14 protein-coding genes are annotated in these 13,806 nt (G+C 60.4%); 7 read left to right on the top strand and 7 right to left on the bottom strand.

The features are described from left to right. The first annotated feature begins 106 nt into the window (after positions 1-106). A complete protein-coding gene (locus PQR62_RS08260) occupies positions 107-667 on the top strand; it encodes a Fur family transcriptional regulator (RefSeq protein WP_408156686.1) in 561 nt (186 codons plus the stop codon). A 19-nt stretch (positions 668-686) separates the two neighbouring features. Here the strand turns inward: PQR62_RS08260 and PQR62_RS08255 are convergent, their stop codons facing one another. Continuing rightward, a complete protein-coding gene (locus PQR62_RS08255) occupies positions 687-1,424 on the bottom strand; it encodes a pyrimidine 5'-nucleotidase (RefSeq protein WP_408156684.1) in 738 nt (245 codons plus the stop codon). Between the two features lie 56 nt (positions 1,425-1,480). On the opposite strand from PQR62_RS08255, the gene PQR62_RS08250 reads away from it, so the two are divergent. After that, positions 1,481-2,377, top strand: a complete 897-nt coding sequence (locus PQR62_RS08250; protein WP_408156682.1) for a TraB/GumN family protein — start codon at positions 1,481-1,483, stop codon at positions 2,375-2,377. 171 nt (positions 2,378-2,548) lie between these two features. Here the strand turns inward: PQR62_RS08250 and argB are convergent, their stop codons facing one another. The 4 genes from argB to PQR62_RS08230 form a co-directional block, all read right to left on the bottom strand. Beyond that, positions 2,549-3,442 carry an acetylglutamate kinase gene (argB, locus tag PQR62_RS08245; protein WP_408156680.1) on the bottom strand — a complete coding sequence of 298 codons (894 nt, stop codon included), beginning with the start codon at positions 3,440-3,442 and terminating at the stop codon, positions 2,549-2,551. Positions 3,443-3,675: 233 nt separating this feature from the next. Further along, complete coding sequence (locus tag PQR62_RS08240; RefSeq protein WP_408156677.1) at positions 3,676-4,521, bottom strand: hypothetical protein; 846 nt, start codon at positions 4,519-4,521, stop codon at positions 3,676-3,678. Between the two features lie 60 nt (positions 4,522-4,581). Beyond that, entirely contained in the window at positions 4,582-5,424 is an 843-nt protein-coding gene (locus tag PQR62_RS08235; RefSeq protein ID WP_408156675.1) for a type III pantothenate kinase, read from the bottom strand. Next, on the bottom strand, positions 5,424-6,299 hold the full coding sequence (locus PQR62_RS08230; protein WP_408156673.1) for a biotin--[acetyl-CoA-carboxylase] ligase: 876 nt from the start codon (positions 6,297-6,299) through the stop codon (positions 5,424-5,426). The genes PQR62_RS08235 and PQR62_RS08230 overlap by 1 nt, the downstream gene beginning before the upstream one ends. A 97-nt stretch (positions 6,300-6,396) precedes the next feature. On the opposite strand from PQR62_RS08230, the gene PQR62_RS08225 reads away from it, so the two are divergent. The 4 genes from PQR62_RS08225 (at position 6,397) to PQR62_RS08210 (ending at position 10,151) form a co-directional block, all read left to right on the top strand. Continuing rightward, positions 6,397-7,554, top strand: a complete 1,158-nt coding sequence (locus PQR62_RS08225; RefSeq protein WP_408156878.1) for a VanZ family protein — start codon at positions 6,397-6,399, stop codon at positions 7,552-7,554. Positions 7,555-7,702: 148 nt separating this feature from the next. Further along, entirely contained in the window at positions 7,703-8,023 is a 321-nt protein-coding gene (locus PQR62_RS08220; RefSeq protein ID WP_408156671.1) for a (2Fe-2S) ferredoxin domain-containing protein, read from the top strand. Positions 8,024-8,074: 51 nt separating this feature from the next. Next, a complete protein-coding gene (locus PQR62_RS08215; RefSeq protein WP_408156669.1) occupies positions 8,075-8,725 on the top strand; it encodes an alpha/beta hydrolase in 651 nt (216 codons plus the stop codon). A gap of 271 nt (positions 8,726-8,996) precedes the next feature. Then, positions 8,997-10,151 carry a D-alanyl-D-alanine carboxypeptidase family protein gene (locus tag PQR62_RS08210; RefSeq protein WP_408156666.1) on the top strand — a complete coding sequence of 385 codons (1,155 nt, stop codon included), beginning with the start codon at positions 8,997-8,999 and terminating at the stop codon, positions 10,149-10,151. Positions 10,152-10,468: 317 nt separating this feature from the next. Here PQR62_RS08210 and ahpF read toward each other — a convergent pair whose 3' ends face one another. Together ahpF and ahpC are read right to left on the bottom strand one after the other, a co-directional pair. Next, entirely contained in the window at positions 10,469-12,061 is a 1,593-nt protein-coding gene (gene ahpF / locus PQR62_RS08205; RefSeq protein ID WP_408156663.1) for an alkyl hydroperoxide reductase subunit F, read from the bottom strand. 258 nt (positions 12,062-12,319) lie between these two features. Beyond that, on the bottom strand, positions 12,320-12,883 hold the full coding sequence (gene ahpC / locus PQR62_RS08200; RefSeq protein ID WP_408156661.1) for an alkyl hydroperoxide reductase subunit C: 564 nt from the start codon (positions 12,881-12,883) through the stop codon (positions 12,320-12,322). A gap of 390 nt (positions 12,884-13,273) precedes the next feature. On the opposite strand from ahpC, the gene PQR62_RS08195 reads away from it, so the two are divergent. After that, positions 13,274-13,726 (top strand): acyl-CoA thioesterase, encoded by a 453-nt coding sequence (locus PQR62_RS08195; protein WP_408156658.1) that lies wholly within the window; start codon positions 13,274-13,276, stop codon positions 13,724-13,726. The last annotated feature ends 80 nt before the right edge of the window (positions 13,727-13,806 follow it).

The raw sequence follows: 13,806 nt of genomic DNA, 5'->3' as shown, positions 1-13,806 counted from the left end.
ATCGCATCCATCACAGCAGCAGGCGAAGCCAAGCCGGCACATTCCATCTGAACCGCAGCAACAGCCGCACACAAACTACACCAGCCCATCAGTGACACGAGCAGCCATGAAAGCCAAATCCGCAGAGCCAATTTCTACGCCAGGCCACAAGCACGATGCCCCTTCCGCATCTGCGCTGGCAGAAGCGCAGTTGCGCGATGCGGGCGTACGCGTCACGCAGGCGCGCATCAACGTGCTGGGCTCACTGCTCAACGCCCGCAGCGCCGTGTCGCATCAGGATATTCAGGATAAGTTTGGCGACATGGATCGCGTCACGCTGTATCGCGCGCTGGACTGCCTGACCGATGCCGGTCTGGCGCACAAGATTTCCAGCGACGACCGCATCTTCCGTTACAGCGCCGGCACCGATCACGCCGATGCGCATCAGCACGATCACGGCCAGCAGCATCAGCATGGCCATTTCAAATGCACGCGCTGCGCCCGGGTATTTTGTCTGGATGGCAGCGGCGGCGCGGATTTCCTCGCCAGCGTCCTGCCGGAATCGACCAAGCGCCAGTCCAGCGCAGCGCAACTGCAAAGCGCGCTACGCAAGACCTTGGGCAAAGGCTTTCAGAGCCATGAAGTGGAATTGACGATCAAGGGTTGGTGCGCGGATTGCGCCGACTGAGCGCCAGCACAAGAACAACTTACTTCAAACGCCCGCCCAGCTGCGGCAAGCGCCGCGCCAGATGGCGCACCGATCTGACCTTCACATCGACATAAGCCGGGTGCTTGCTGCGACGCTGCAAGGCTGTGGCATTCGGCGTCTGTGCATCTCCCAGCAGATACTGCGTGACCCATGCCGTGCGCACGCCAAGCTCGCGCGCCGACTTCAGATTGACCTCGGTATCCTCCACCAGCACACAACGGCGCGCGCTGACGCCCTCGCGCGCCAGCAATTTGCGCAACATGGAACGCGAAGGCTTGGGCCGCAACTGGCGATGCACGTGCATGGATTCGATGGAGATGTGACGTGAGAAATGCCGGTGCAATCCCAGATGGCGAAGCACCTGGCGCGCATACAGAATGGGCGCATTGGTCAGCAAAATCTTCTTGCCCGGCAACCTGCGCAACCAGCGGCCGATGCCGCGTTCGGCGCGCATCATGCCGGTCAGATCATCAAACTTGTGTGCCTCTTCGAGAAACTCGCCGATGCTCACGCGATGGTGGCGCACCATGCCCAGCAAGGTCGCACCATAAAGCTTCCAGTAATGCCGGCGCAGGGCGTTGACGGTATCGACGTCAGCCTGCTCGCCGGCCTCCTCCAGCACGCGCGTCATGAAGCGATTCATGTTGACGTTGATGGCGGGGAAAATCGCATGCGACGCATCGTGCAGCGTGTTGTCGAGGTCGAACAGCCAGAGCGGTGTAGTATTGGACGCCATGAATAACGGGCAAAGAAAGGCCAGCAGTGAACGGTAAAGCAAGACCCCAGATTATAGTGATATTCAAGTGCCTGCTCTGCCTGTTCTCCAGCCTTCTTTGCCTGCCGCCCGCTTACGCCCAGAGCAACGGCAAACTTCCCGCGCGCGGCGCCTTGTACAAGATCTCGGACGGCCGGCACACGTTACATCTGTTCGGCACCATTCACGTCGGCAAACCTGATTTTTACCCACTCGAAGCGCGCGTGATGCAGGCGCTGCAGCAAGCGCCGGTGATTGCCCTGGAACTGAATCCAAATGACGGCAAAGGTCTGCAGGACGCCATGCTGCGCCACGGTCTCTATCCTGACGGACAAAGTTTTCGCGACACGCTGCCGCCCCCCGTGACGCAATCACTGCTGGCGGCGCTGGCGCAATACAAGATTCCGGTCGCCAACGTCGAACGCTTCCGGCCATGGCTGCTGGCGACCACGCTGACGGTGGAGGAATACGCCGCCAACGGCTACCAGACCAGCTCCGCCATCGATATCTACCTGGCCGGCTACATGCGCCAGCGCGGCAAACCCGTCATCGAGCTGGAAAGCGCCGAACAGCAGATGACCCTGTTCAGTCAATTGAGCGATGAAGAGGAGAGCCGCTTCCTCAGCGACACGCTGGATGAGCTGAACGATCCGGGCTCCAGACGCAAACTGCTGGAACTGATAGAGCTGTGGCGCACCGCAGATAGCAAAGCCTTGGCCGCCTTGCTGCTGGACATGGATAAATCCTTCGCCGACCGCTTCACCCGCCGCGTGTTGCTTGATCAGCGCAATCCCTTGCTGGCGGAAGGCATCGCACGCCTGCTGAAGCAGCAGGACAAGGCCTTCGCCGCCATCGGCATCCTGCATCTGGTCGGGCCGCAAGGCGTGCCTGAACTGCTCAGGCAGCGTGGATATCAGGTCGAGCAAATCTATTGAGCCTCCGTGGCTAAATCAAGAGGCACGACACGAACTGCAGCGGGCAAACAAAAAGGGATGAAGCATTTGCTTCATCCCTTTTTATCTTGCGGCAGCTGGCTCGCCTGCCTCATGTTTCCCGCCTGACTCGACGGAGCGGACGCAGCATGCCGTCCAAGCTCGATCCTCAGATCAGTGCGAGCGGATCATCGTGCCGAAGGCCTGTTCGGTCAGCACTTCCAGCAGCAGCGAGTGTTCGATGCGGCCGTCGATGATGTGCACGGTGTTCACGCCCGATTTGGCAGCGTCCAGCGCCGAGGAAATCTTCGGCAGCATGCCGCCGGAGATGGTGCCGTCGGCAAACATTTCGTCGATCTCGCGCGCCGACAGATCGGTCAGCAGATTGCCCTGCTTGTCTTGCACGCCGGCGATGTTGGTCATCATGATCAGCTTTTCCGCATGCAGGATTTCAGCGATCTTGCCGGCCGCGACGTCGGCGTTGATGTTGTAAGCCTGACCATCGTCGCCGAAGCCGATAGGCGAAATGATGGGAATGAAGGCGTCGTCCTGCAGCGCCTTGACCACCGCCGGGTTGATCGCCTCGATCTCGCCGACGTAGCCGATGTCCAGAAACTGGCCTGGGTTTTCCTTGTCCGGCATGCGCATCTTGCGCGCGCGGATCAGACCGCCGTCCTTGCCGGTCAGGCCCACCGCCTGGCCGCCGTAATGATTGATCAGCATCACGATGTCTTGCTGCACTTCGCCGCCCAGCACCCACTCCACCACTTCCATCGTTTCTTCGTCGGTGATCCGCATGCCTTGCACGAAGGTGCCCTGCTTGCCGATTTTCTTCAGCGCATTGTCGATCTGCGGGCCGCCGCCGTGGACCACCACCGGGTTCATGCCCACCAGTTTCAGCAGAATCACATCGCGCGCGAAACCGTGCTTCAGACGCTCTTCGGTCATCGCGTTGCCACCGTACTTGACGACAATCGTCTTGCCGTGAAATTTGCGGATATACGGCAAGGCCTCCGCCAGGATTTCAGCTTTGATCTGGGGCGAGACGTTGGTGAGGTCGGTGGTCATGGCGAGGGTCCTGTACGGAAGAAAAACGAATGAGCGCGATTTTACATGGAAAGCGCGGCGCGATTGTTGCCGAATGTTGCGGATTTGCCGTATCGGCAAGCTGAATTTATCGTGCCGGGCGTTCAGCGACAAATTCAATGCCGGGCCGGGTTTCCGCCCGTATTTCAAATTGCGATCCGGTGGCGCCCGCAGTCGCGCCGTGAGCGGCCTGCAAGCTGAAGGTCAACCGCAGCTCAGCCCACTTCGCAGCTGCGAATTTCCTGCTCCGGAAAACCGCGCTTGATATTTTCCAGCGCGCTGCGGTTGGCCGGCGTCATGTCACGCAACTGAAACGCCTGCTTGCCGGCGCCGGAACGGCGCGCGATGATGCGCGCGCTGCGCAGGCCCTGGCCGATCAACTGGCCGACGTAGGCCTTGGCGGCGTCTTCGGTCTTGAAAATGCCGAGTGAAATGCCCCAGCGCAAGGCCGGGTTGGGAAAGGTATCCGGTATTACATAAAAGTCCTTGATGCCGAGCCGCTTCAGTTCGGCCAGGCGGCGTTCGGCCCCGTCCTTGCCGTCCTGCGGCGCGATATAGACCATGTTGCTGGTGACATCCTGCAAGGTCTTCAATTGTATTTTGTTGCCCAGATTCAGGCTCGCCAGTTGCGCCGAGAAACGCTTGGCGTCAGGCGCAGTGAAATTGCCGACTTCAGTGCAGGCCACCGTTTCCACCTTGGCGCCGGCTTGCTGTTGCGGCGGCTCGGGCTTGGCAGCCGGCGCTGCGGCATTGGCTGGCGTTGCCGCGCTAGCCGGAGCTGCCGGCGTGCTGGTAGGCGTTGCCGCCGCAAGCTCCGGAGCGGCGGCGGGAGCACCGGCCGTTGCAGCAGCAGCAACGGCATCGGGATTGGCCGCGCGGGCGGCAGGCACCAGTTTTTCGCTATTGGGCGGCAGGATGGCCAGCGCCTCCGGACGCAATTGCTGCGTCAGTCGCTGCGGCTCATGGCGCTCGGACGCGGTCGCGCCGAAATAGCCGCGCTGCAAGCCGAACACGACCACATTGCCGATCAACAGTAGCCAGAAAAACAATTTCAGCTTCATCTATTGCCTTGCCTTCCTTCCTTTATCTTCCTCAGCCCGAAGCTCAGAACCAGTCCATGCTCAGTCGGTCTGCATCGCCACCGTGTGCAAACCGATCAAGACCAGATTATCCACTTTTTCCAACTGCGCGCCGGGCAGCGTCAGATACGGCGCCACGATGGCGCCGGCGCCGCCGGCCAGCACGCAGCGCACCTGCGCCGCGACTCCGCCTGCTTGCTTTACGGACAATGCCAGTTGCGTCGCCACCGCCCGTTCTATCGCGCCGGCCTGGGCCGCAATGCAACCTGCCACGATGGCATCGACGGTGTTGTCCGCGAACGGTGCGCTCAGGGCGCCGATCTCATGAATCTGGGGCAGTTGCGCGGTGGTCAGCGCCAGCGATGTCGCCATGGTGCCCAGCCCCGGCAAGATCATTCCTCCCAGGAAACGTCCGTCGGCGCTGACGGCGTCGACCGTGGTCGCGGTGCCGCAGGTCGCCACGATCAAATCCTGCGCCGGGAACAAGGCCCGCGCGCCGATAGCAGCAGCGAAACGGTCGCAGCCCAGTTGCGCCGGATTGCGATAGCGGTTGCGCAAACCCGCGCACTCTGGCTGCGAAGCAAACCATTCAATCCTGAGCGCATCGCCCAGACTCTGCCGCAACAATGCATCCAGGGCATCGCGCAAGCCGGGCCCGGCGACGTTGGAAATCACCACCCTTGACAGGTTCAGGCTTTCCGCTGCGGCGGCCCATTGCTGCGCCAACTCGGCCAGCGCGGCGCGTTCGGCAGACCCTGTGTGCAACCAGCGAGCAGCGCAAGCCGATGTCAGCGCTGCTTCCGGGACAGATGCCGGCACCGCCCATTTCACGCGCGTATTGCCGGCGTCGATCAGCAGCATGGATGGCGACTTTGCGTTTTCCATCAGACCGGCTCCTGCAAGCGCAGCGACAGATCACCGGCCAGCACCGCGACGCGGCCTTGTGCGGTATCCATCAGAAAGCGGCCCATGGCATCCACCCCGACCGCGCTGCCCTCATGCACGCTGCGCCCATTGTCGAGGATACGTACCGGCTTTCCGGCGTAAGAGTGAAAGGCATGCCAGCGCTCGACGAAGGCGGCGAAGCCTTGCTCTTCAAACAGCACCAGGGTATCGGCGAGTGCACTCATGAAGACCGCCAGCACCGTTTCGCGCGACTGCCCGCCGAGTTCGGGCGCAGCGCCGATGGCGCGTCCCAGTTCCTGCACCAGACCGTCCGGTGCGGCCAGATTGATGCCGATGCCGATCACCGCCCAGCAGCCCTTCTTTGCATGTTGATCTGCAGCGTGCCCGCGCTCGTCGGCTGCAGTTTCGATCAGGATACCGGCCAGCTTGGCGCCGCCGCGCAAGACATCGTTTGGCCATTTCAATTCCACCGGCACACCGAATACCTTGAGCGCCTCCGCCACCGACACGCCGACGGCCAGCGGCAAACCCATCAGCGCGCTCAACGGTTGAGCGAAGCGCCAGGCCAGAGAAAAGGTCAGCGCCGACTCCGGCGAAGTGCGCCACGGACGACCGGCACGGCCACGCCCTGCGGTCTGACAATCGGCCACGCGCAATTGCGGCTGTGTCAGCTGTGGCACACGCCGCATCAGATCGGCATTGGTCGATCCGGTCTCGGCGACCGCCTCGACCAGAATGTGTTTGGCGTGTTCGTTGCCGGAACGCGCGATCAATTCGGCGATGCGCGCCGCCGAGGTGGCGGGAAATGTCAGCGACGATTGGGCAGATGTTTTGCTCGAATTCATAGCGCGCATTGTAATGGCTTTGGCGCCGGCGCGGACCGCCTGCGACATCGCAAAGTTGACCGCAGGCAAGGTGCAGCCCCGACTGAAATCGGGTACCCTCGACCGCATGGAAGCTCAGCCATCCCTCTCGCCCGCTCCCCCGTCGACCACTCCCAATGCACCGCGTGCGGTGGCATCTTCGTTTGCGCGCGTCAGCCTGCTGATGTATGCGCTGCTGATCGTCTACGCCAGTTGGTATCCCTTCAGCGGCTGGCGCGACATGGGGCTGGGGCCTTTCGATTATCTGGGTTCGCGCTTTCCCTATTACTGGACCGGCTTCGACATCTGGACCAATATCGCCGGCTATATTCCGCTCGGCTTGCTGGGCGTGTTCGCGCTCTACCCCAAGGTACGTTCGGGCTGGGCGGTATTGCTGGCGGCGCTGGGCGGCGCCCTGCTCTCGGGCTGCATGGAGGCGGTACAAACCTATCTGCCGACACGCGTGCCATCCAATCTGGATTTGCTGACCAATGCCGGCGGCGCGCTGATCGGCGCCTTGCTGGGCGCGCGCAGTTGCCGCTATTTTCTGCAGGACGGCAAGCTGCTCGGCCTGCGCCGCCAATGGTTTACACGCGAGGCCAGCCGCGGCCTGGTGGTGGCCGGGCTGTGGCCGCTGGCGCTGATCTACCCGCAAAACCATCTGTTCGGCCTCGGCCATGTGGTGCCGCCGCTATCGGCGCTGATTTCCGATCTGCTGGATACGCCCATCGATCTGGCCACGTTGTGGCTCAATCACGCCCAGCTCAGCGCCGAGCAATACTGGCTGACCGACCTGATCGTCAGCGCCTGCGGTCTGACCGGCGCCTCGCTGCTGCTGATCCAGATGATGCGCAAGCTGGCGCCGCGCCGCACGCTGGCGCTGCTTTATCTGCTCAACTGCATCGCCGTGAAGTCGCTCGCCAGCGCGCTGTTCTTCGCGCCGCAAAACGCCTTCGTCTGGCTCTCGCCGAGCGCCTTCGGCGGCATCCTGATCGGCGGCATGATGCTGATCGGTCTGAGTTTCGCCCCACCCACGGTACAGCGCCGCATCGCTGCGCTGGCGCTGATTCTGAGCCTGCTGACCACCAACGCGGTGCCGGCCAATCCGTATTACATCTCGACGCTGCAGACCTGGGTCCAGGGAAAATTCCTGAACTTCGACGGCGCCGCGCAGTTCCTGTCGATACTCTGGCCCTTCCTCGCGATCTGGTTTTTATACCATCCGGTGCACCGGAAACAAAAATGAGCCGGGTGTATCATTGGGGCCTGTCGCGGCGGCACGGCCTGGGCTTGCCCAGTTTGCCTTGGTACAAGCACCTGTACCCGGCCCCAGATTGCGTGAACCGACCGCCAGCCGCCATCCCATCACGAGCTACAGGATTTCCTCTCAGACCATGAGCGACCAACCATTCTACGAACACCACGTCTTCTTTTGCCTGAACCAGCGCAAGCCCGGCGAGCGCACTTGTTGCGCCGACAAGGGCGCACAAGCCGCTCAGGAACATGCCAAGAAGCGCATCAAGCAACTCGGCCTGGCTGGCGACGGCAAGGTGCGCATCAACAAGGCCGGCTGCCTGGAGCGCTGCGAAGAAGGTCCGGTGGTGGTGATCTATCCGCAAGGCACCTGGTACACCTTTGTCGACAATGAAGACATCGATGAAATCATCGATTCGCATATCGTCGGCGGCAAGATCGTCGAGCGCCTCAAGATCTGAGCCGCTGCTGTATCCACCAGATATCCCCTCTCTGAATCGTCTTTAGCCGCAATGAACGCCCATACGCAAAATTTCATGATCGCAGGCGCGGTCGGCCAGCTCGAATGCGCGCTGGATCTGCCCGATGCCGAACAATTCCCGACCCCGGTCGGCCTGGCGCTGGTCGCCCATCCGCATCCGCTGTACGGCGGCACCATGGATAACAAGGTCGCGCAGACGCTTGCGCGCACTTTTCTCGCCTTGGGCTATGTCGCGGTGCGCATGAATTTCCGTGGCGTCGGCAAGTCGGAAGGCGTACACGATCACGGCCACGGCGAAACCGACGACATGGGCTTGCTGCTGCAACACATGCGTCAGCAATATCCTGATCTGCCGCTGGCGCTGGGCGGATTTTCCTTCGGCACTTTCGTGCAGGCGCAGTTGCAACAGCGTCTGCTGCAAGACAACAACGCCGCCGAACGCATGGTGCTGGTCGGCACCGCTGCCGGCAAATGGCCGATGCCGCCGGCGCAGGCCAACACGATCCTGATCCACGGCGAGCTGGACGACACCATTCCGCTCACAGCCGTGCTCGACTGGGCGCGTCCGCAGGAACTGCCGGTGATCGTGATTCCAGGCTCCGATCATTTTTTTCACCGCAAGCTGCAACATATCAAGAACCTGGTAGTCGAAATGTGGCATCGCCGCCCGGCTTCGGTCTGACTCCGAATTCCGACAGCAACTTGTCAGCTTCGCAGGCCGGGCGGCGAACGCGGCCGGAATGTTCTTCAAGGGGTGAAGTCCCTTCCGGCTGTGGCCCGCTGCGGTACTTGCGTCGTTTATAATCCCGGCTGACGCAATAAAGCCATGAAGCAATGACTTGATGCTGGATTCACTTTCAGGCTCTCCGATTTCTGACTTCCGCGCGGTTCGCTCACCTCTCTTTTCAAACTACAGCACCGATGTTTTCCCTGCTGGTCTCTTACTGCCAACGATGAAAAAAATACTTGCGGCACTTGCCGCCACCGTCCTTTCCGTTTCTGCACTTTCGACATCCGCTCAGACACTGCCGCCTCCGACCATCGCCGCCAAGACATGGCTGCTGCTGGACGCATCGAGCAATCAGATGATGGCGTCGCAAGATCCCGATCAACGCGTCGAACCGGCCTCGCTGGTCAAGCTGATGACGGCCTACCTGGCCTTCGCCGCCGTGCGCGACAAACGCCTGAACCTGGAGCAGGAAGTCAGCGTGTCGGTCAACGCCTGGAAGGTCGATCCGAGCAGCTCCAAGATGTTCATCGAGCCGAACAAGCCGGTCTCGATCAACAATCTGCTGTACGGCCTGATTTCGGTCTCCGGCAACGACGCCGCCGTGGCGCTGGCTGAAGCCGTGTCCGGCACGGAAGACGCGTTCGTGCAACTGATGAACCGCGAAGCGCAACGTCAGGGCCTGACCGGCACTCACTTCAGCAATCCGCATGGTCTGCCCAGCCCGGACACTTATACGACGGCGCGCGACCTGTCGATTCTGTGCCGCAACCTGATCAACGATTTCCCTGATTTCTACAAGACCTATTACTCGGTCAAGAAATTCACCTACAACAACATCACCCAGCCCAACCGCAACCGCCTGCTGTGGCTGGACCCGACCGTCGACGGCATGAAGACCGGCCACACCAGCAGCGCCGGCTACTCGCTGATCACCTCGGCCAAGCGCCCGGTCGCCAACGGCGAGCGCCGCCTGATCTCGGTCGTGATCGGCACCGTCTCGGATCAGGTCCGCACCCAGGAAAGCCAGAAGCTGCTGAACTGGGGCTTCCAGAACTTCGACGCCGTCAAGCTGTACGGCAAGGGCCAGCCGGTGGACACGCCCGACGTCTGGAAGGGTTCGCAAAGCAAGATCAAGGTCGGCTTCAAGAATGATGTCTACATCACCATTCCGAAGGGAAGCGCCGACAAGGTCAAGACCCATCTGGACCGCAACGATCCACTGATCGCACCGATTGCAGAGAACACCAAGATCGGTACCCTGAAGGTCACGATCGACGACAAGGTCGTCACCGAACTGCCGGTGATCGCACTGGAATCGGTGGGCCCGGCCGGCATCTTCGGCCGCGCATGGGATTCGCTGCGCTTGTTGTTCAAGTGATGTGATTTTCTGAACGCGGCCGGACCTTGGTCTGCTCCCCGGCACGGTACCGAAATAACAGCTGCAAAGAACAAAGCCACCTTCATGGTGGCTTTTTCTTTGGGCTGACAGAGCGGATTGGGCTGATTGAGCTAACTACGCCGCGCACTAGTTCACCGGCCGGCCGCACCCGGCATCATCATGCTTGCATCAGCGTTTTGCAGTAGCACATCAGTGGCCCTTCAAGCACGGATGCTGACATCTCCGATCCGCAAAAAAAAGACCACCGAAACATCGGTGGTCTTTTTAACTTTCTGCGGCCCGCTATCGGATACAACTCAAGCCGCGACAGCTTCCTTCTTCTCGGCAGCAGGCACGTCATCGAACGGCGTGCGGATCAGGTAATCGAATGCGCTCAGCGATGCCTTGGCGCCTTCGCCGACCGCGATCACGATCTGCTTGAACGGCACAGTAGTCACATCGCCGGCGGCGAACACGCCGGGGATCGAGGTCTGGCCCTTGGCATCGACTTCGATTTCGCCGTGCTTGCTCAGCGCAATCGTGCCCTTCAGCCATTCGGTATTCGGCACCAGGCCGATCTGCACGAACACGCCTTCCAGTTCGATGTGCTTCACTTCGCCGGATTCACGCTCCTTGTAAGTGATGCCATTGACCTTCTTGCCGTCGCCGGTGATTTCGGTAGTCTGCGCCGAGGTGATCACCTTGACGTTGGGCAGGCTGCGCAGCTTGCGTTGCAAGACTTCGTCAGCGCGCAGTTCTGCGCCGAACTCGATCAGCGTGACTTCCTTGACGATGCCCGCCAGATCGATTGCCGCCTCGACGCCGGAATTGCCGCCGCCGATCACCGACACGCGCTTGCCCTTGAACAGCGGGCCGTCGCAGTGCGGGCAATATGCCACGCCGTGATTGCGGTATTCTCGCTCGCCCGGCACGTTGATTTCGCGCCAGCGGGCGCCGGTCGCCAGGATCACGGATTTGCTCTTGAGCACGCCGCCGTTGGCCAGCCTGACCTCGATCATCTTGCCCGGCACCAGCGCTTCAGCGCGCTGCACGTTCATGATGTCGACCTCGTATTCGCGGACGTGCTGTTCCAGCGCGGTCGCAAATTGCGGGCCTTCGGTTTCCTTGACGGAGACAAAGTTTTCAATCGCCAGCGTATCCAGCACCTGGCCGCCGAAACGTTCGGCAAGGACGCCCGTGCGGATGCCCTTGCGGGCGGCGTAAATCGCAGCAGCCGCGCCGGCAGGACCACCGCCGACGATCAGTACGTCGTAGGCTTCTTTGGCGCTCAGTTCTTCACCCTTGCGAGCGGCGGCGCCGGTGTCCAGCTTGGCGAGAATTTCTTCCACGCCGGTGCGGCCCTGACCGAATACTTCACCGTTCATGTAGACGGTCGGCACGGCCATGATCTGGCGTTTCTCGACTTCGTCCTGAAACAGCGCGCCGTCCACCGTCACCGAACGGATGCGCGGGTTGATGATCGACATCACGTTCAGCGCCTGCACGACTTCCGGGCAGTTCTGGCAGGTCAGCGAGATATAGGTTTCAAAGGTGTAATCGCCATCCAGATTGCGGATCTGTTCGATCACCTTGTCGTCCAGCTTGATCGGGTGGCCGCCGACTTGCAGCAGCGCCAGCACCAAGGAGGTGAATTCGTGGCCCATAGGGATACCGGCGAACTGCACGCTGATATCGGTACCGGGGCGATTCAATGAAAAGGACGGCTTGCGTGCGGCGTGATCCACGCGCTCGACCAGCGTGATGCGCTCGGACAGCGTGACGATTTCCTGCAGCAGCTCCTGCAACTCACGAGACTTGGCGCCATCATCCAGCGACGCGACGATCTCGATTGGCTGCGTGACTTTTTCCAGGTAAGCCTTCAATTGGGTTTTGAGATTGGCATCCAGCATGATGATTTCAACTTTCCTCTGATGTGAGCATTCAATATTGTCCGGACTCCGCCGCTCGGCCTCGTGAGCTCTGCGACGTTGCTTGCGCCGAGCCCGGACTGGTACTTCAGTTTTTGTTTCTGTACTTCTCGATGACTGCATTAAATCGTGAGTGGGCGTAGCGAGCGGTCCGAGGTCGAAGCGAGAAGCGCAGCCGTACGAATGTACGGCGAGCATCACAGCTTTGAGATCGGCCCGCGCAGCAGCCCAATCAGCGATTTAGATCTTGCCGACCAGATCCAGGGAAGGCTTCAGTGTTTCTGCGCCTTCAGTCCACTTCGCAGGGCAAACTTCACCTGGGTGCGAAGCAACGTATTGCGCTGCCTTGACCTTGCGCAGCAGTTCGGAAGCGTCGCGACCGATACCGTTGTCGTGAATTTCCAGAACCTTGATCTGACCTTCTGGGTTGATCACGAAAGTACCGCGCAGTGCCAGACCTTCTTCTTCGATCAGCACTTCGAAGTTACGCGCCAGAGTTGTAGTCGGATCGCCGATCAGTGGGTATTGCACTTTCTTGATGGCTTCCGAGGTGTCGTGCCATGCCTTGTGCGCGAAGTGGGTGTCGGTCGACACGCCGTAGATTTCAACGCCCAGTTTCTTGAATTCAGCGTAGTTGTTCGCCAGATCTTCCAGTTCTGTAGGGCACACGAATGTGAAGTCAGCTGGATAGAACACGAAAACGGACCATTTGCCCTTCAACGATGCTTCGGTGACGTCAACGAACTTGCCGTCGTGGTAAGCAGTTGCTTTGAAAGGCTTGATGGTGGTGTTAATCAGGGACATTTTTATTTCCTTTACTGGGTTGAAAGAAGCAGTGAGGCGATAGTAAAGCCCCAAACAAAATAGATCAAATTTATTTATTGATAGACATTGATTGAGTTTAACTATCGATGATCGGAAGCAGTTCACCTCTGAATACGTAAAATTGCCTGGGTACTGCCACGTAGACTTGCCGGCGGCAGCACATTCGAAAGGTGATGACTTACTATTGGATGCTGCAGCGAGTCTGCATTGCCACAATGAAACTTCGGAGCCGACTGACTGCACCGGGGCCCGATTGGACAATATCAAGCGCGCGGGATTTCATCCCGTGACCATGTTACTGCAAGGAAGCAGATTTTGCCTGCGCCGCAAACCGGAGGCAGCGCGCCGAGAGACCGGGAGACCATCGCCATGAAACAGAACAACAGCAAACCCATTCCCCGACAGCAAGGTGACTACCCGCACTTCCAGCCGATCCAGACACGCTGGATGGACAACGACGTCTACGGCCACGTCAATAATGTCGTCTATTACAGTTGGTTCGATACGGCGGTAAATCAATACCTGCTTGAACGTGGCGTGCTGAACATCGCCGCCAGCGAAGTGATCGGCCTGGTGATCGAGACCCAATGCAATTACTTTGCGCCGGTGAGCTTTCCCGATGCAGTGCGCGTCGGCGTGCGCGTTGCCCACATCGGGCACAGCAGCGTGCGCTACGAAGTCGGCATCTTCAGGGGCGATGACAGCGCGCCTGCGGCGCAAGGACATTTCGTGCACGTCTACGTGGATCGCACCACGCGCCGACCGGTGGATATCCCGGCCGCGATGCGCGAAGCGCTGCTGCGGATCAAGGCGCCGGATTGATTGAGTGAAATCCGTCTCGCAATGAAAAAAGCGGTTGCCGCATGCATCCGGCAACCGCTTTTTCTTTGCTGGCGCGAGCT

This window comes from Herbaspirillum lusitanum, from assembly GCF_046025995.1.
Classification (GTDB): domain Bacteria; phylum Pseudomonadota; class Gammaproteobacteria; order Burkholderiales; family Burkholderiaceae_D; genus Herbaspirillum; species Herbaspirillum lusitanum_A.
The sequence above is the reverse complement of the archived record's forward strand: the minus strand, read 5'-3'. Positions and strand labels throughout refer to the sequence as shown.